The sequence below is a fragment of the Acinetobacter sp. NRRL B-65365 genome (assembly GCF_001605865.1).
GTDB classification, from domain to species: Bacteria; Pseudomonadota; Gammaproteobacteria; order Pseudomonadales; family Moraxellaceae; genus Acinetobacter; species Acinetobacter vivianii.
The window spans coordinates 1-19,251 of the sequence record NZ_LRPD01000044.1; the positions used below are offsets into that span (position 1 = coordinate 1).

At 42.7% G+C, this 19,251-nt stretch carries 16 protein-coding genes and 1 pseudogene; 11 read left to right on the forward strand and 6 right to left on the reverse strand.

All coding sequences use genetic code 11. The features are described from left to right. The 7 genes and pseudogenes from AWW72_RS19560 to AWW72_RS14745 all read left to right on the forward strand — a co-directional run. Nucleotides 1-239: pseudogene (locus tag AWW72_RS19560) on the forward strand (hypothetical protein); the annotation flags it as partial. Between the two features lie 97 nt (nt 240-336). Continuing rightward, nucleotides 337-1,224 carry an MlaA family lipoprotein gene (locus tag AWW72_RS14720; protein WP_062847843.1) on the forward strand — a complete coding sequence of 296 codons (888 nt, stop codon included), beginning with the start codon at nt 337-339 and terminating at the stop codon, nt 1,222-1,224. Between the two features lie 130 nt (nt 1,225-1,354). After that, the gene (gene gigA / locus AWW72_RS14725) at nt 1,355-2,323 is read left to right on the forward strand and encodes an RsbU family protein phosphatase GigA (RefSeq protein ID WP_062847844.1); all 969 of its coding nucleotides are present in this window, start codon (nt 1,355-1,357) and stop codon (nt 2,321-2,323) included. Nucleotides 2,324-2,425: 102 nt separating this feature from the next. Next, nucleotides 2,426-2,947, forward strand: coding sequence for an anti-anti-sigma factor GigB (gene gigB / locus AWW72_RS14730; protein WP_004774748.1), 522 nt, complete (start codon nt 2,426-2,428; stop codon nt 2,945-2,947). Nucleotides 2,948-2,975: 28 nt separating this feature from the next. Next, complete coding sequence (locus tag AWW72_RS14735) at nt 2,976-3,800, forward strand: carbon-nitrogen hydrolase family protein (protein ID WP_062847845.1); 825 nt, start codon at nt 2,976-2,978, stop codon at nt 3,798-3,800. A gap of 209 nt (nt 3,801-4,009) precedes the next feature. Next, on the forward strand, nt 4,010-4,372 hold the full coding sequence (locus AWW72_RS14740) for a DUF4951 domain-containing protein (RefSeq protein WP_062847846.1): 363 nt from the start codon (nt 4,010-4,012) through the stop codon (nt 4,370-4,372). 339 nt (nt 4,373-4,711) lie between these two features. Further along, complete coding sequence (locus AWW72_RS14745) at nt 4,712-5,146, forward strand: organic hydroperoxide resistance protein (RefSeq protein WP_062847847.1); 435 nt, start codon at nt 4,712-4,714, stop codon at nt 5,144-5,146. Nucleotides 5,147-5,210: 64 nt separating this feature from the next. Here the strand turns inward: AWW72_RS14745 and gspE are convergent, their stop codons facing one another. Next, on the reverse strand, nt 5,211-6,701 hold the full coding sequence (gspE, locus tag AWW72_RS14750; protein ID WP_004774744.1) for a type II secretion system ATPase GspE: 1,491 nt from the start codon (nt 6,699-6,701) through the stop codon (nt 5,211-5,213). A gap of 93 nt (nt 6,702-6,794) precedes the next feature. Here gspE and AWW72_RS14755 point away from each other — a divergent pair, with 93 nt between their 5' ends. Together AWW72_RS14755 and AWW72_RS14760 are read left to right on the forward strand one after the other, a co-directional pair. Continuing rightward, nucleotides 6,795-7,616 (forward strand): DUF432 domain-containing protein, encoded by an 822-nt coding sequence (locus tag AWW72_RS14755; protein ID WP_004774743.1) that lies wholly within the window; start codon nt 6,795-6,797, stop codon nt 7,614-7,616. 9 nt (nt 7,617-7,625) lie between these two features. Further along, nucleotides 7,626-8,543 carry a mechanosensitive ion channel family protein gene (locus AWW72_RS14760; RefSeq protein ID WP_062847848.1) on the forward strand — a complete coding sequence of 306 codons (918 nt, stop codon included), beginning with the start codon at nt 7,626-7,628 and terminating at the stop codon, nt 8,541-8,543. Here AWW72_RS14760 and AWW72_RS14765 read toward each other — a convergent pair whose 3' ends face one another. Beyond that, the gene (locus AWW72_RS14765; RefSeq protein WP_062847849.1) at nt 8,544-11,414 is read right to left on the reverse strand and encodes a DUF2339 domain-containing protein; all 2,871 of its coding nucleotides are present in this window, start codon (nt 11,412-11,414) and stop codon (nt 8,544-8,546) included. It abuts the gene before it with no gap. Between the two features lie 188 nt (nt 11,415-11,602). Here AWW72_RS14765 and polA point away from each other — a divergent pair, with 188 nt between their 5' ends. Next, complete coding sequence (gene polA / locus AWW72_RS14770; protein ID WP_062847850.1) at nt 11,603-14,368, forward strand: DNA polymerase I; 2,766 nt, start codon at nt 11,603-11,605, stop codon at nt 14,366-14,368. A gap of 128 nt (nt 14,369-14,496) precedes the next feature. Beyond that, nucleotides 14,497-15,627 (forward strand): acyltransferase family protein, encoded by a 1,131-nt coding sequence (locus tag AWW72_RS14775; protein WP_062847851.1) that lies wholly within the window; start codon nt 14,497-14,499, stop codon nt 15,625-15,627. Between the two features lie 41 nt (nt 15,628-15,668). Here AWW72_RS14775 and AWW72_RS14780 read toward each other — a convergent pair whose 3' ends face one another. Genes AWW72_RS14780 through AWW72_RS14795 form a run of 4 tightly spaced genes read right to left on the reverse strand, consistent with a single transcriptional unit; the run spans nt 15,669 to nt 19,244 of the window. After that, on the reverse strand, nt 15,669-16,238 hold the full coding sequence (locus AWW72_RS14780; protein WP_004774736.1) for a YggT family protein: 570 nt from the start codon (nt 16,236-16,238) through the stop codon (nt 15,669-15,671). 16 nt (nt 16,239-16,254) lie between these two features. Next, the gene (gene proC / locus AWW72_RS14785; protein WP_047431766.1) at nt 16,255-17,094 is read right to left on the reverse strand and encodes a pyrroline-5-carboxylate reductase; all 840 of its coding nucleotides are present in this window, start codon (nt 17,092-17,094) and stop codon (nt 16,255-16,257) included. A gap of 15 nt (nt 17,095-17,109) precedes the next feature. After that, the gene (tilS, locus tag AWW72_RS14790) at nt 17,110-18,363 is read right to left on the reverse strand and encodes a tRNA lysidine(34) synthetase TilS (RefSeq protein WP_062847852.1); all 1,254 of its coding nucleotides are present in this window, start codon (nt 18,361-18,363) and stop codon (nt 17,110-17,112) included. Between the two features lie 56 nt (nt 18,364-18,419). Then, complete coding sequence (locus tag AWW72_RS14795; RefSeq protein WP_004774730.1) at nt 18,420-19,244, reverse strand: acetyl-CoA carboxylase carboxyltransferase subunit alpha; 825 nt, start codon at nt 19,242-19,244, stop codon at nt 18,420-18,422. Between the last annotated feature and the right edge of the window lie 7 nt (nt 19,245-19,251).

Here is a 19,251-nt window from a genome sequence, read left to right on the forward strand (position 1 = left end):
ATTTCGATATTTTTAAAACCTATCAATTAACCCAAGAATCTAACCTATCTAGCCAAATCCTTGTTTCTCAACAAGTTTTTATCTGCATCACCGCCGATGGATGTGCATTCTACAGCATTCCCAACCCAATGCAACACCCTTTTTTAAATTTATTGGAATTATCTTATCGAGTGTTTATTTTTAGAGCAAAATTACATTTTTTCTTATATTTTTCGACCGAATTTGTTTTAATACGATAAGAACAATTAAACTGTACTCTTGATATCTATGTTTTGCGTTAAGTGACGCAATCATTTTAATGACTGTATTTCGCTCTCACAGCGATTAAGGACTTATATGCATTACTCGAATTTTATCTTGCTTGGGTTGTTAACTGCTGGAGCTTGTTCATCAGTATTCGCTCAAGAGACTCCAAATGAGTCTGCCGCTCAATCTGCTACGTCGCAACCACAAGTTTCGGCTGAGCAAAAGGTTTCAACGATTCAAGCAATAAAAGATTTAAAGCATCTCACCAAGAATGATTTAAAAGTAAATGCTAATGCTGCACAACCTGATGCAGTTAAAGATCCTTTACAGCCATTGAATCGCCAGATTTATGCATTTAATGACATGTTAGATCGTAACTTATTAAAGCCAGTTGCAATTCAATATGTCGCAAAAGTTCCTGAACCTGTTCGTAGCCCTTACCGTCAGTTCCGCAAGAACCTTGGTGAGCCATGGAATGCAGTTAACCAGCTGATTCAAGGTCGTCCAGCACGTGCTGCTCAAACGTTAGGACGTTTTACTTTAAATACCCTTACAACTTTAGGTTTTGCAGATCCTGCACGTCGTTTAGGATTGTCAACTGAAGAAGAAAGCTTTGGTGTGACACTGGGTTATTACGGTGTACCTTCTGGCCCTTATGTAATGTTGCCATTCTTTGGTCCAAGTACCTTCCGTGATGGTTTTGGTTTAGCAGCAGATAGTTTTGGGCGTCCACAGAAATATTTACTGGATGATCAGGATGGTATTTACTGGTCAACCAATGTCTTGCAAGCAGTTGATGCACGTTCACAAATTCTGGATATTGAAGAAAGTCTAAAAGGTGATAAATATTCAATGATCCGTGACTTCTATTTACAACGTAAGGCTTTCCAGATCGCAGAGAAGCGTGGCGACTCTGATGATGTTTCTTTTGTTGGTGATGAAGATGATGTTGACGACTCATCTTCTGATGAAAAGTGATCACATTAAAATAATGTTTTACAAACTTATGTATTGTCAGAGAATTTAAACTCTGGCAATACTATGTTATAGATCATCTTTCATCTACGATGAATCAAAAATGATCATACAAAGGATTGACTATTCATCTATGTATTTCATTCAACCCACACGCTCCATACCCTGTTTAGATCAAGCTTTAACTGAGTTACCAAGTTTGCAGATCATTCAAGTTGATGATCTGGATTTGTATGATCAAACAATTATTGCGATTGCCGATGTACAAGATTTCTTAAAATATCAATGGAAACTGCCGACTGTTGTGCTTGCATTTGAGCACGAAGGCGCAGCTTTGGCTCAGGCATGGGAATTAGGCGCTTTAGCGGGCTGGATTTGGGATAGCTTGCCAAAAAATCCAATTCATTCTTTATTCAAAATCGATGCGCAATATAAACGTAATCAAGATAGTCGCGATTTGCCTTCTGCGGCCGAATTACAAAAGCGTTTGTTGCCAAACCCGATTGAGCTCCCCAACTATCAGTTTGAATCGTTCTTTCAACCCTCGGCTTATTTGTCGGGCGACTGGTATGACTATTGGCGTTTAAATGATGAAGAGGTTCTATTCTATCTTGCAGATGTGTCAGGACATGGTGTCACCAGTAGCCTACTCACATCGTGGATGGCAGCTTTTCATGGTCGCTCAAAAACACCTAGTCAATTAATTCAAAAACTGAATGCAATGTTGGTGCAAGAGAATATTGAAAAGCACATCACCATGGTGGCTGGTATTTTAAATCTGGTGACGCATGAAGTGCGTTGGTCTAGTGCAGGACACTATCCACCTCCAATCATTTTTGAACCGAACCAGCCTCCACAGATTTTAACTACAAGTAGCTTTCCTTTAGGACTCACAGAAGAACTGGAAGTTGAAGAACATCGTTGTGTATTAAGTCGCCATGCGCGGTTTATTGTTTGTTCAGATGGGGCGCTTGAACCCTTCGATGGTGGCCTGAATGATCAATTCAATCAACTGGTGGAACACTTGCAAAATGATTCCTTTAAAGCCCCAGATCACGTGGCTGATGACATTGCTATTCTAAGCCTCCGCCGAATGAATTAACTTAAATATCAAAAACTTAATTAAATCTAGACCTCCGACCACTTGTGTCTAGAATATCACTATGGGATAATTTTATATCCTTTCTCTGAAAATGGCATTTATATGTCAACAGGTCATGTTGAATATGCAAGTTTGAACGGAACGCATATTTTCAAGCTTATTGGCGAAGTGCGTGCTCACTCTTGTATAAGTCTAGACAAACTGCTCAACCGAATTGAACAACAGCAAAATGTTGTTGGTGCAATCGTTGACTTAACTGAAACCACGTTTATTGACAGTACCGTTTTAGGCATTCTGGCAAAACTGGGTTTAAAGCTAAAGCAAGTTCATCAGATCCAAGCAGTCATGCTGTCAACAAATCCAGATATTACAACCTTAGCCAACAGTATGGGGCTAGGACAGGTATTTGTGATTTTAAATTACTGTGGTGATCCGAGTGTATGTACTTTGGAGCTTACCGATGAACATGTCACTCATAGTGCCATGCTCAATACTGTGCTCGATGCACATAAAACGTTGATGCGTTTAAACGAAAATAACCAGAATATGTTTGAACCTCTGGTTAAACAATTGCAAAAAGAACAAGATTGCCTCAATCTCGATGCACATAAACAAAACGCTTGATCACTCAACCTGATATCGCGGCGCCTATATGACTTTACTTTCTGTTGCACAAATGAACTCCCAAAATGATATCGAAGCAAATTTCGATGTCATTGAATCATTAATTCAACAGAGTAAAGCTCAGGCTGCTGAGCTCATCGTCTTACCTGAAAACTTTGTCTGTTTTGCTGCGGGTAAACAGCGTGAAACCGCAGCTCAATTCGAGAGTATTCAAAAACGATTAGAGCAACTGGCCCATCGCTATCAAATCTGGATAATTGCGGGCACGCTCCCATGCCCTTTCCGTCCAGATGGTTCAATCATTCAGGATGGTCGGGTTCGAACCGTCAGTTTATGTATTAGTCCTGAAGGGACAGAAGCTCGCTACGACAAAATTCATTTATTTGATGTGCAAGTCAGTGATGCAGTCGGCGGTTATCAGGAGTCTAAATTCTTTGAACCTGGTGATCAGGTCGTCGTTGCCAAAACACCTTTTGGTAACATCGGTCTGATGGTTTGCTATGACTTACGCTTTCCAGAACTGGCTTTAACCTTACGTCAGCAAGGTGCCAATATTTTAACGGCCCCTGCCGCATTTACCCATACAACAGGACAGCTTCATTGGCAGTTGCTGCTGCAAGCACGTGCTATGGATAGCCAATGTTATGTTTTAGGTGCTGCCCAGCAAGGCTGGCATGGTGAAAAACGTCAAACTTGGGGACATGCAGGAATCACCGATAGTCGTGGACAACTGCTTCAAATGATCGAAACTGAGGGTCATGGTCTAATCACCAGTGCATTTGATCTTGAAGAACAAAATGCAATTCGCACCTCTATGCCACTGATGCAACATCGCAAGCTCATCAATTATTAAAAATGAAACGCGATCAACTTTTCCAATCGCAATTTTGCACAAAATATCAGCAATAGAATATATTCTGACCGTCTTGGTCAATTTTTACCAATGTACCATTTCTAGATTCATGATTTAATACAATTTATTGATCATCATAGAGCAAAGTCGAATGATTTTGGGATATGCATGATGTAACATCATCAACTCATTCTTATTAAGCTTTGTTCATGTTTAGATTTATCGCTGCTTTGTTTTTTTTGGGGGCCACCGTACCACTTCATGCCACAACCGTTGATACAAATACGGATGAATCCGCCACTTCAACAACAGTGTTATCTACACCACAAAATTTATCCCTGAATGCTTTTGGTCAATGGATTATTGGCTGGGGAACAGGCCCAGAAGGTGCCAGACAACGTCTCGATAATATTCGACGTGAAGATGTTGCAGTGATTAAGCAAAAAGGCACCACCCTAGACATGATTCAGGCTTGGCAGAAGCATTTTGAACTTGAAGCAGAAAATAACCTTAGCAACCCGACAGCGCGTTATCGTGCCCGTCTCATGAAAAAAATTGCCGATCTCTGGTAACAGACACATTAAATTTATTATCTAGCATTGGCATAAGTCTTATCACTTATGCTTTTTTGTTTTGAGCACACAATAAAAATGAGATCTGCCAGATTAATTTATTACCCCAAATAGCCAACCTTTATGATTCAAGTGATTCGCATTTATGTCCTTTTATCAATGTGAATTGGCACAACTGATCATGCCCTCTACTCATCAATAAAACACCTACAAAACATAGAAACTCCCCTACACATATCACGACCAAAGATGGCAGGATCTATAACGTTTGCTGACTTGTATTTTAATTTAGATCCAGTACGATCAAATTGCATTCAATAATCTTCAGGAAGAATAATCATGTCATTAGAAAAAGTGGTTTATCGTGCAAAAGCAAAAGCAACAGGCGGTCGAGATGGCCGTGCAACCTCTTCTGACGGTGTTTTAGATGTAAAACTCGGCGTACCTAAAGAAATGGGGGGGGCTGGCGGTGCAGTGACCAATCCAGAACAACTCTTTGCTGCTGGCTATTCTGCATGCTTCTTGGGTGCTATGAAATTTGTTGCAAACCGCGATAAGTTTAATATCAGCAAAGATGCCTATGTAGAAGGTGAAGTCGGAATTGGTCCAATTCCAACGGGTTTTGGTATTGAAGTCACTTTAAATGTTTATCTGATCGGAATGGAACAAGCTGAAGCAGAACAATTGGTTGCTGCTGCACATATTGTTTGCCCTTATTCAAATGCGACCCGCAACAATATTGATGTGAATTTTAATATTGTGACTGCTGAATAATTTTAGCAATCATAAAAAAATAGCATGCGATCTGCATGCTGTTTTTTTATTTCAAAGCTTAAATTTATTCTTCCGCAGCTTCATTGGTGACACGAAGTACTTCTTCCAATGTCGTTTTGCCAGCTAAAACTTTCAATAAACCATCATCTCGAATTGAAGCTGCATGACGGCGCGCATGATTTTCCAATTCATACTCAGCCGCATTGCCATGAATCAAACGGCGCATCGACTCATCGACTGGCACGATTTCATAAATTGCAGTTCGACCGCTAAAGCCAACATGTGAACATTTTTCACAGCCCTGTGGTTCAGGTAACTGCATATATTCATCCACTTTAAGATGCTGGAAAACCTGACGCTCAAAATCATCTGCCTGACGCCATGTCACACAATGCGGACATAAAGTACGAACCAGACGTTGGGCAATCACGCCGATTAAAGAGCTTGCCAAGAGGAAAGGTTCGATCCCCATATCCTTTAAACGTGTTACCGCACCAATTGCAGTATTGGTATGCAGTGTGGAAAGCACCAAGTGACCCGTTAACGAAGCTTGAACCGCAATTTCAGCAGTTTCCAAGTCACGAATCTCACCAACCATGACCACATCTGGATCTTGACGCAACATCGCCTTCAACGCACGCGCAAAGGTCATATCTACTTTGGTATTGACCTGAGTTTGTCCAATCCCTTCCAGTTGATATTCAATTGGATCTTCGGCTGTCAGAATATTACGGGTATTGTCATTCAGATCAGACAATGCGGCATACAAGGTGGTAGTTTTACCCGAACCTGTTGGGCCAGTCACCAGAATAATGCCATGTGGGCGATGGACCAGTTGGGTTAAACGTTCGTAGTCATTTTTCATCAAGCCCAAATGGGTCATATTTAAACGCCCTGCCTGCTTGTCCAGCAAACGCATGACCACACGCTCGCCATGCGAAGAAGGCAAAGTCGAAACACGTACATCCACTTCACGTCCAGCAAGGCGCAATGAAATACGACCATCTTGTGGAATTCGCTTTTCGGCAATATCCAGTTTCGCCATGACCTTAATACGGGACACCAAGAGCGGTGCCAGCTCACGACGTGGCTGCACGATCTCACGCAATTGACCATCAACACGCAAACGTACTGACAGTTTTTTCTCAAAGGCTTCAATATGAATATCTGAGGCGCTGACGCGAATCGCTTCTGACAATAAGGCATTGATCAAACGAACAATCGGTGCATCATCTTCCTGATCCATTAGGTCTTCAGCTTCAGGCACCTGATCGGCCAGACTCAGTAAATCGGGATGATCTTCCAGTCCTGCTGCAACTTGCTGCGATTCGCCTGTATCGCCCGCATAACTGGAACTTAATAAGGCATGAAACTCCTGATCACTACACAATTGATCGTGAGCAGATTTCCCCAGAATTCGACGCGCTTCCTGCAACGCAATACGCGCAGTGTCCTTGCGTCGTACAATAAAAATTTGATCACCTTCATAGCGCAATAAAACGCCATGTCGCTTCGCAAAACTATAAGGAATTTGTATTTGTTTAAGTATTTGCATCACACAAATAATGATAAGAGAAAGTATTGAGTGTACTCTAAGCAGATTACAGCGTGAAGTCTGTTTAGCATACTCACAAAGGAATTTTGCATCTTGTCTCAAAATAATCAATTTGAAGTACCACCTTCCAATACTTTGAAATGGTGGGGTGAACAACAATTCGAACTTCAACAGGCCAAAGCTTGGCAATTCGGTTCATTGCTCTTTCGTCTGACTCGCGGCATTAAAGAATGGCGTCTTGAATATCATCGTCCTCAGTTTCAGCATGACTACGAACAACAGTGGCGAATATTGAACGATATTGAATTTGCCATGCCGCCTCCAGCAAAAATTGAACGCTACATGTTTCATAAAACCAATAGTACGTTTCATTTAATGCCGCGTCTGGCTGATCGTTCAGTGGTGATTCGACCTGTAGATCCGATTTATATTCCAGCGGGTCAGCGCGGAACTTTATATATCAGCACACCATTGTGGATCGCAGGTCTGGTGGATGGGCTTTCTGAACCGCTTTTTGATATCCCAGTCATTCAACCGAAAGATACATGGTTTGGTAAAGACCCACAAAATGGTGAGATTTGCTACGCCACTTCAGTCGACGGTCGTATCGATTTGAACCTACTTAAACCACGCGCTTTCCGAGCGGTCACGCCAATTGAGTTTCACAACACCAGTCATCATCAATTGCGCTTTGACCGTATGAATGTGCCTGTGCCTGCCCTGCCATTATTTTATAGTGAAAGTACAGGACGCTTATGGACCTCGCAAATTAAAGTCTATTACGAAGGTACAGATCATCCGGCACGAATTCGCATTGAAAACAAAACCCCGACTCAGGCCGGTGAAGTCACTTATGTACATCCCCCTCGAGCCCCCGGTAGCACCTTATTCAATATGTTTGATTCATTCTTCTAAGGGGTTGCCATGCCGAATTCAAATATTCCAAAAGATGTTGCTGGCAGCCTGACCAGTATTTTTACCAACATTAATTTTGAGCGTCTCAGCGAAATCGTGGTCGCCATTATTTTATGTTTTATCGGCTTCCTGATTGCGCGACTGGTCTCCAATGCCTTTATCCGCACCATTGGTAGCCGTTTTAATGCACATCAACGCTTATTATGGCGTCGAGGTATTTTTTATTTTATTTTCTTGCTGTTCATCATGACCAGTTTAAGGGAAGCGGGTTTCAAACTGAGTGTCTTTCTCGGTGCAGCAGGGATCTTGACGGTCGCTTTGGGTTTCGCCTCTCAGACTTCTGCAACCAACTTGATCAGTGGCTTGTTCCTGATTGGTGAAGGTTCCTTTGAAGTCGGTGATACCATTCAAATTACCTTGATTCGAGGTCAAACCATTGAGGGTGAAGTCATTTCAATTGACTTACTCTCAGTCAAACTTTTGACGCTGGATAATGTTTATATTCGCTTGCCGAACGAACAACTGATTCGAACGCCCGTGATGAACTTATCCAAATATCCGATACGGCGTATCCCGATTACGCTCGCGATTAATTTCCATGAAGATATCATCAAAGTTCGCCAAGTCTTGTTAGATGTGGCAGCGAAATACCCATTGGTGATGGATGACCCGAAAGCAACGGTCACTGTTACTGCGTTTAGGGAATCTTCAATTGAGTTGTTATTTGCGGTGTGGTGCCGTCAGGAAAATTCACTTAAAGTTCGAGATGAAATGCAGGAACGGATTCGTAATGGCTTTCTGGAAAATGAGATCGAAATTCCAGTACCGAAGATGGGTCTGATTGATCGACCGCTCCCCTTGGAAAATGATGAAATCGATCAATATGCCAATCAGAAAGAACTGAAAAAAGACGAGAAAGAAAGATAATTAGCTTTCTTTCTTGGTTTCACTTAGCGCAGGTGGCAACGGTGCCAAATAAGCAATCACCAGCATCACCGCTCCCGAACCGATAAACGAAATCACGCGGGTTAAAGTGCCACTTTGCGATAAGTCCAATAACAATAGTTTCATGACCACTATTCCCAATAAAGCCGCACCGACAAACCAGATTTGGCGGATGTGGCGGCGACTGGAAAAGGTCATGAGAATAAATGCCAGAATCACCCATAGCAATGTCAAACTGAGTTGTACATCGCCATTCGACCAAATTGCTGTCCCCCAGAATGGTGTCCCTAAATAATGATGCATGGCACGCACCACCACACTACTCAGCACCAATAGACCAATCAAAATCGTGGTCACTTTAAAGCCCCATTCTATCGAACGCTCGGCACTAAAGTCATGATGATAAATAATCCAGATCAGACCGAAGAACATCAATAAAGATAGAATATCCGTTAGGTTAAGCAGCGGTAGCACATAATATTGCTGTGCAGAATATAGATCTAGACTGACCAATACCAGCCAGACTAAGGTTAGGCACCAGATCGGAACCTGATGGAGCAACTGGGTTTTATTCGATATAAATCGCCAGATACTATAAATCGCAGGGACAATCGCAAGCGCAACAAGTGGCATGATGGGGAAAATAGCCAATCCAATACTGGCAAGACTGAGCCAGAGCAAAGCTGACCACAACATAAGCGACACTTTAGATGTGTGAGCACTCAAGCTGGTCAGTATTAACGTCATCGTAATCGAAGCCACAGCAAAGCTGATCTGATTTAAGTTACTCGACCAGTGCCAAACGGCATACACATTTTGAGCAAGACTTTCCACGTAGAGCAAAGCTAATAAGCCCGCCAATAAGATCAGTTGTACATTGCCCCACTGCAATCGTGATTTAACATGTACCGCCAAACTAAACAGTGCCAGTAATATTGCCGCAATCGCAAGATAAGGACTTAGGCCATGTTGTTGCCATTGCATGAATTCAACAGCCGCAATTGCTCCAGAATATAAACCAAGCGCTAAAAACACGCCGCTCAGCATCCGCGCACTAAAGTACTTTTCAACTTCCTGATAATGCAACAAGTAAAAAGCCGAAATAAATTGTGCTAAAGCAAAAATTGCGGTGCTTAAAATCGGGAAATGATCATTTGACCAGACCTGAAACAGTAATGCTACCGAACTGAGCAAGACCAGTGCGACGCCAATGTAACGACTTAAACGGTATCGCTCAGTGACGCCCCAAACGATTAATGCCGTGCCCTGAATCACCCAGCCCGTTGAAGTCCAATGAGCACCTTTGGCCAATGGGAAAATCAATGCAACAAACACCACCGAAAGGATAAAGAAACTTTTGGCTAAGATTGATAATTGTGGATGCTGACGTTTAATCCAGAGATTTAAAGCAATATAAGTCGCGGCAAGTGCAACAGCCCCCCAAGTGAGGGCTGAGGTTGAGTTATGCATTAAATAAGCATGTAAGGAAAAGCCCAAGACAGGCACACTAAAGATCAGACCGACATCTAAAATCGGCTGTAAGCGCTCAGATGTCGGATCTGTTTGTTGCTGCTGGTTTTGAGCACGTAGCATTAATTGGCTATAACGAATACTGAGCCAGATGAATAAAGCCATATGCAACCACAGGATCATATCCAAGGTATTAAACTGCGCTGAATTTGCATAAATTCCGATGGTCGAACCACCAATAAACATGGTGGCAAAGAACGCAATTTGATGCAGGATTTTCCAAGGTTGAATAAAATTCAGTGCTGCCACAGCCAAGTTAATGACAAAGTAATAGCCAAACAGGAAAATCACATCAGGATGATTTTGTGGAATCACCAAAGGTGCAAGATAAGCCATAGTCAATGCCAACATGGCTAAATACAGGGCTTGTTGCTTTAAACTCAGATAAACTGTGACTAATAATAAAATCACAAATAAAATACTGGCAGTCGTTAAGCTGGCAATTACGGCAAAATGATGAGAGAAAATCAGCGTCAAGAAAATGACAGCTAGCCCTACGCCTTGTAGCGCAACTGCAAATAATTGATTTTTCTTTTGCAGTAAATAACCTGCAACCGTCGTCACTGCCCCCGCGCTGGCAATAAAACCCAGCTTCACACCAAGACTGAGTTGCCAATGTTCACTGGCAAAACGTAATAATAAAACCACACCGACCATGAGTACGGCGACAGCAACACGAAGAATTGGATTGCCGTGCATCATCCAGTCCAGCGCAGGCTGCCACCAACTCGGTGTTTTAGGCTCAACGGCTTGAGTAACTGGAGTCTGGGTCTGTCCAAATGGTTCTTGAGCTGATGAAGTCTCTTGATGCATCCATGCTGGGGGCTGCTCGGGTTGAACAGAATGTGAGGAAACTGTAGCTGTTTGAATCGTTTCAATCTTCTGATCAGGATGGCTCTGCTGTGAGTGATCAAAGCTCCCCATCCCAACCTGATGTCGCTGAATCGCTTCATGCTCCAAATGTAACAAACGGGTTTGAAAGGCACTGATCGTTTGGATCAGGCACAACAGCAATACCAATAAAGCGCCGCCAGCCAGCCACATCCAAGTATTGGCATAGGCAAATAGCGCGACGAGCGCCGCACCATATATCACAACTTTTTGTACGCCAATACCCGCTGTCTGTGCAAAATGATTCGGCGTTGCCTGTTCAAGTTGCAGCAAGCGCTGATGAATATCAGACAGAATGTGCACAATAACAACGGTCAGCCCAATCGTCGCTGCAATAACAGTCGCATGCCATTTAAATGCAACCGCACAAGCAAGCAGCACCGTCAAAGCAATCAGGACAAAAACCATTCCCTGTTTGTCTTTTTTATACATAGACTTATATCAATTATGACAGCTTCATTGCAGGTATATTACTTGATCACTGCATAAGCAGGTATTTTCACATACAAAATACTGCAAATCTTAAACGACAAATCCAGCCGTACTCATCCGCGTTCAGATAAGACAGCCACGGCTTTTTCACGTAAAATACCGACTAATTTATAATTAGGATTTGCGCAATGCCACCTTTTGTCTTGGTTGACGGGTCTTATTTCTTATTTCGTGCTTTTCACGCTTTACCGCCATTAACGACGTCTACTGGCTTACATACCAATGCAATACGTGGTGCAATTTCAGCAATCCAGAAATTGATGCGTCGTACCCAACCGACTCACATGGCTGTCATTTTCGATACACCAGAGCCAACTTTCCGTCATAAGTTATCACCGATCTATAAAGGTGACCGTCCAAGTATGCCGGAGGAGCTATCTCAGCAAATTCCTTATTTACATGCTTTGATCAGAGCTCAAGGTATTCCGTTGTATAGTCTTCCCGGTGCGGAAGCAGATGACATTATTGGAACATTAACCAAACGCGCTTTGGCAGAAGGTCATCATGTCCTGATTTCGACAGGTGACAAAGACATGGCACAGCTGGTCAATGAGCACGTTAAACTAGAAGACAGCTTTAAAGAACGTGTTTTAGATGAAGCGGGGGTTTTTGAAAAATTCGGAGTACATCCCAATCAGATCATCGATTACCTGACCCTGATGGGCGATGCTTCTGACGGAATTATGGGCGTTCCAGGAGTCGGCGCGAAAACAGCGGCGAAACTGTTAAATGAATACGGTACATTGAGCAATATCATTGCCAATGCCGATCAGTTGAAAGGCAAAATCAGCCAGAACATTAAAGATAACGTAGAGAACATCAAGATTGACCATCAATTGGCAAGTATTGTGTGTGATCTTGATCTGGCTTTAGATTGGCATGACCTTAAACTCACCAATCCAAATGTAGATCAGTTACGTAATCTCTATACTGAGCTCGAATTCCGTAACCAGTTACAATCGCTGGATCATCCCAATAATCCAAACAGTTCAGCTTATCAACAGACATCACAAAGTATTGCCAAAGCTGAGCAAAAAACTGAGCAAGTGATTGTTGAAGATCATGCCAGCCTGTCTAGTCAGGATGATCAACTGGGCACAGCCACCTATCATACCGTGCTGAGCCAACAGGACTGGGATGCGTTATTGCAACGTATGCAGCAAGCAGATCATTTTGCGATTGATACGGAAACCACCAATCTAGACTACCGCTTTGCTGAGCTAGTCGGTTTCTCGGTCGCATTTGATGCCAATGATGCTTATTATGTTCCTGTCGCCCATGATTATGAAGGTGCACCAGAACAACTGAATCGTGAACTGGTTCTGGCTCAGATCAAACCGATCCTTGAAAATGAACAAGTGAAGAAAATTGGTCATCATTTAAAATATGATGCTCACATCTTTGCCAATCACGGTATCACCATTCAAGGCTGGTATTTCGATACCATGCTTGCTTCATATGTATTAAATGCTGCTGCGACGCGACATGGCATGGATGATGTTGCCCGTCTTTATCTCAGCCATTTGACCACGACTTTTGAGCAAATCGCGGGTAAAGGTGCTAAGCAAAAAACCTTTAACCAGATCGAACTTGAAGTGGCAGCCCATTATGCTGCTGAAGATGCGCATGTTACCTATCGTTTATATGAAGTGCTCGCAGCAAAACTGAAAGCCCATCCTGAACTGGTAAATATCCTGCATAACATTGAGATGCCAGTTGCTCGCGTGCTCACAGGCATGGAAGAAGATGGTATTAAGCTGGATCATCAATTCCTCGATCAACTCAGTGTTGAGTTTTCAGAAACGATTCAAACGCTTGAAGCTCAAGCAGCAGAACTGGCGGGCGAAGCTTTTAATGTGGCATCACCTAAACAGGTTGGTGAAGTCCTGTTTGAAAAGCTTGGACTCAAAGGTGGTAAGAAAACAGCTACAGGTCAATACAGCACCAGCGAAAGTATCCTTGAGAAAATTGAGCATCCTTTAGCAGAAGTGATCTTAGAACATCGCGGTTTGGCGAAACTCAAAAACACCTATACAGATCGCCTGATCGTACAGTCGAATGATACCACCCATCGTGTGCATACCAGCTATCATCAAGCTTTAACCGCGACAGGTCGTTTGTCTTCAACTGATCCAAACCTGCAAAACATTCCAATCCGTACCCCGATTGGTCGTCAGATTCGTAAAGCCTTTATCGCACCTGAAGGTCGTGTGTTATTAGCTGCCGATTACTCACAAATCGAATTGCGTTTAATGGCACATTTCTCTCAAGATGACGCCTTAGTTCATGCCTTCCAGCAAGGTCAGGACGTGCACCGTCGTACTGCTTCCGAAGTATTGGGTATTGATATTGAAGATGTCACCAATGATCAACGTCGCCAAGCCAAAGCGGTCAACTTTGGTCTGCTGTACGGGATGTCTGAATTTGGTTTAACCCGTCAGCTTGGCTTTACCCGTGAAGAATCTCGTAGCTATATCGCACGTTACTTCCAGCGTTATCCGGGCGTACTGGACTATATGGAACGTACCCGCCAGATCGCTCGCGAACAAGGCTTTGTCGAGACGATTCTCGGCCGTCGTTTGTATACACCAGACATTATGGCAACCAATAAAATGATTAAGCAGGCAGCCGAACGTGCAGCAATTAATGCGCCGTTACAAGGCAGTGCAGCAGATATTATCAAGCTTGCCATGATTGCAGTCGATAAAATGTTGCCGAAAGATCAAGCCAAGCTGTTATTACAGGTACACGATGAACTTGTATTTGAAGCGGATGCAGCAATTGCAGATGAACTTTCAAAACAAATTGCGGAAGTGATGCAATCTGTATTGCAAATTTCTGTGCCATTTGTGGTTGAAGTAGGTCAAGGACTAAACTGGGACGCTGCGCACTAAGCCAGCCCTCAGCTCATAAAAACATAATGTTTCTTGCAGACAGGGGATTAACTCCCCTGCGCTACAAGAACACGAATAATAAAGAATACCCGATAAAAACTAATCCGCATAGGAGAAAGGAATGCAATATGTCCTTTAATCAAGTTCAATTTAACCGTTACCATTCCATTGATTCATTACGTTTTATTTCCATTTTTCTGGTGTTATTACATCACTTTAATATTCCTTATAAATTGTTTGATACTTCCATCAATTTTCAAATTTTTGGAGAGAATATCACCACGCTTTTGGCCCGGAATGGAAATTATGGCGTCACCATGTTCTTTGTCATCTCAGGCTACCTGATCACCTCACATAGCCTTAAACGTTGGGGATCTCTAGCCCAGATCAATATTCGGGATTTCTATATTTCAAGATTCTCTCGCATTATGCCCACCATGATTTTACTCATCTGTCTGGTGAATCTTCTCGGTGCGTTTGAGCTAAAACCCTTTATGACCCAAGCGCCTAATGAGATCATCGTTGCGCAATCCACTGTCAATCTAGCAGCCCTCACCTTTTGGATGAATATCCTGATTATTGAAAATGGCTGGGTCAACTATGTCTTGGGTGTCTTATGGTCGTTATCGGTTGAAGAAGTCTTTTATTTAAGCTTCCCACTGGCTGCATTGTTCTTCAGAAAACAAAGTTTATTTGTCTTAGTCTGTATCTGTCTGATTCTATTCGCGCCATATTTTAGATTTTTACATTACGGTGAAGGAAGTGGGGCTTATTTATACCATTACTTTTCCAGCTTTGATGGCATTGCTTTTGGCTGTCTCGCTGCTCTGCTTGCCCCGAAGCTGATCATTCAGCCTAAAGTCTGGTCGGCACTAAAAACGATTGCAATTGCAGTTATGCTGTTCATCTACTTTTCAGGATCGATTAAAGAAAATTGCATCTGGGGAATCAGCTTATTTGCATTTTCTACCGTGATCGTGATTCTGGCAAATGTCGCCAATGAACGGGCAGATTCAGTATCTTCACATTTTGATTGGGTCAGAAATATCGGTAAGAATAGTTATGAGATTTATTTATTTCATCTCATCATCCTGGGTTTCTTTAAATTGTTTTATACACCCGCCTTGACTGAAGGTAATATTAAGCTATTGTTATTATTGATTTACTTTATTCTGGCAATTGTCCTAGGGAGTTGGATTGCACGCTACTTTTCCAATCCACTCAACCAAAGCATAAGACAACGCCTGATCAAAAAATAAAAAATGGGCATTACGCCCATTTTTTATTGAATCAAACTTGCTTAAAGACCTGTTAACAGAACTTTAGCTGCTTCATTCATCAAGATCTCAGCAACATATAATGCCAAGAACGCCAAAATTGGAGAAAGATCAATCATTCCCATATTCGGCATGATACGACGGAAAGGTGCAAGCAATGGTTCAGCCAGCTCCTGAATCACTTCAATATACGGTGAACGTGTCTGTGTAAACATCACCACCCAACTTAAAATGATGGTCGCAAAAATTAAATAACGACAGAAACGGATCAAGTCCTGAATCATGGTCACAAATGTTGTGATCACCAGATACACTGCGCTATGTGGCATTTGTCCAGATAAATACATCAAACCGAACATTTTCAGTAAATACAGCACCACCAACAAAGCTACTGCCGCTAAATTGACACGCCCCTTGCCGACTGTTGGGAAAATACGACTAAAAATATCTACAATCTTGGTTGCTTTCACTGTCGAAAGTACCACTGGATTGTATGGACTCACTGCCGCCAATTGCATTAAAAAACGGAAAAAGACCAATAAAATTGCAACATTGATCAAAACACCAAAAATTAGCGCAGAACTTGCACCCATAATTGTCTTATCCTACTTAAACCGATTTAGTCTTGTCACTCAGCTCTTGCGCAAGCTCTTGGCTACGCTTTTGAGCTGCTGCAAGCGCTGCTTGAATATTTTGTGAAATCTGCGCACGATCAAACACCTCTAAAGCTGCTTGCGTGGTGCCATTTGGAGAGGTCACATTTTTACGTAATTCTGCTGGAGAATTTGAGCTGGTAATTGCCATTTGCGCCGCACCTAATGCAGTTTGCAAGGTCAATGCAGTTGCAACTTTTTCATCCAACCCCAAGTTTTTACCTGCACGAATCATACTTTCCATCAAATAGAAGAAATATGCAGGACCAGAACCCGATACTGCAGTTACTGCATCAATTTGTGCTTCATTTTCTACCCAGATGGTTAAACCTGTCGCTGCAAGAATCTGACTGGTTAATTCACGGTCTTGTGCATCAACAGCTTCAGAGGCATAAATACCATGCGCACCTGTTTGAACCAAGGCTGGCGTATTTGGCATAACACGAACAATACGCTGACTGCCACCAATCAAATCTGAAATGGTCTGAATCTCAGCGCCCGCAATAATCGAGATCACAAGTTTATCTGACAACAAACCATTTAATGGTTGTAATACCGTTGCCAATACTTGTGGTTTTACTGCCAATACGACGACATCTGCATTTTTGATTGCTTCCACATTATCTGTGGTGGTCTGAATCCCTTTTTCTTCTAATACGTGACGAATTTGCTCTACCGGATCAGAAACAGTAATACGTGTCGTAGGTAATCCACGAGACAATAAACCGCCAATCAAGGCTTGCGCCATATTACCGCCGCCAATAAAACAAATATTTTTATTCAATGCTGTCGCCATGTCCTACTCGTCATATCAAAAAGACTGCTGAAAAGTACAGTCAGAAATTAAACTTGGTTGCCAACCACCCTGCTCTAAATACTCAGATTGCGCCAACCAAAAACCTTTTGGGCTAAAAACCCCAAGCATAACATTATCCACGACTAATATTTGAATTGTATGACGTAACCAAGGCAAAATCTGTACTTCTTGAATGGCTTTTTTGAGAGGCCAATGTCCAACACGACCATAAAGATGAATTTTTTCTCCGCCCTGACGTTTGATTAATGTCAACTCACGCCCTAACAGTTGTGCAGAAAGGCCCATGGCTTGCGATTCAATCTTAAATTGTCCAGCAGCAACCTGAATCACTTGTCCCATTTCATACTGTTGAGACATAATATTCGGAAAGCTTGTTTGCTGTTCCGCATACAATTCATCATGGCTTAAACGGTATAATTTTTTCTGATAACGCGCATAGTAATGCGGGTGAATATGCAAACTTGCCTGCGCGTCAGGTTTTGCCCAAATGACTTCATTCTGTAGGCGCTGCACCATATCGTAACTTGGGCGATATTGGTCTTTACCTTTAATCCAGTCGGATAACAGTTGTCGTTGCCGCGCTGTTGAAAGCTCAGCCAATTTCGTTAAATCCAACTCACGATCCGTTGCACAATGCTGCCAGTCCTGTTTCAACACATCATTTAAGATTTCCGCTGCATCTTGCATCAGATAACTGCTTCGTACCACAGCCGACTGCATTTTAGGGAAACGGTTTTCTAGCAGCGGCCATAATTGTTCACGGCACCATGCCCGATCATAATGTGTATCGTGATTGGTCGGATCGGTGACATAGTTCAAAGCCAGTTGTTGTGACCACTGTTCAATCTGTTCCCGACTCAAATCTAAAAATGGTCGCCAGATGGTCATATCCTCGCGGATATCAAGCTGTTGCATGGCAGCAAGTCCATTGACACCCGCCCCAGAAAATAGACGCAATAAGAACGTTTCAGCCTGATCTTGCTGATGATGTGCTAAGACAAGAATTTCATTGGATTGTAAGTGTTGCTGATAAGCATGATAACGGGCTTGTCGCGCTTGCTGCTCCAGATTGCCAGTTTCAACCGTGACTTTTTGCAGAATGACAGGAATATTAAATGCTTCAGCTTGCTGTTGAACGAATAATCCCCAGCCAGCACTCAGCGTTTGCAGCTGGTGATCGACATAAATGGTACGAATTCGATTTGGGAAAAGTTCAGACATCAGATACAGCAACAGCATGGAATCCATGCCGCCGCTACACCCAATCAGGAATTGAGTTTGTTCAGAAAAATGCTGTGTTTGTCCTAAGACGCGATGCCTAAATTGCTGCTGCCAAACTTCATTAAACGTTGATAACGTGCGTCGCATCGTTCTTGGGCATCCATCGGTTGCAATTCATCTAAAGCTTGCTTTAATACATCTTTCAAATCATGCATGACTTTTTCAGGTTGCAAGTGTGCACCTTCACCTTCGTCCACAACATATTCAACGATGCCTAAAGCTTGGAGTTTATCGGCAGTTAATGCCAGTGCTTCACTTGCTTGTGCGGCTTTTTCTGCGGTTTTCCATAAAATAGAAGCACAGCCTTCAGGTGAAATCACTGAATAGATACTATGCGAGAGCATAATCACACGATCTGCTACACCAATACCTAAAGCACCACCAGAACCACCTTCACCAAGTACAGTCGCAATCACTGGAACCTTCAAACTTGAAAGTTGCGCCAAGCTGGTTGCAATCGCTTCAGCCTGACCACGCTCTTCTGCACCTACACCAGGGTAAGCCCCCATGGTATCAACAAACGTAAATACTGGTAAATTGAAGCGCTCAGCCATATCCAGTAAGCGCTGTGATTTACGATAACCTTCCGGGTTACACATCCCAAAGTTATGCTGTAACTTTTCACGGGTACTGCGGCCACGGTGCTGACCGACAACCATCACAGGTTGCCCATCAAAACGTGCCAAACCACCAATCATGGCACCGTCATCACCAAATAAACGGTCGCCATGAAGTGCATCAAATTCAGTAAAGATTTCACTGACATAATCTAGAAATTGCGGACGTTCAGGATGTCGTGCAATTTGAACCGTAGCCCAAGCCTTGGACTGAGTCGCTTTATTTTTCATAAGTCAA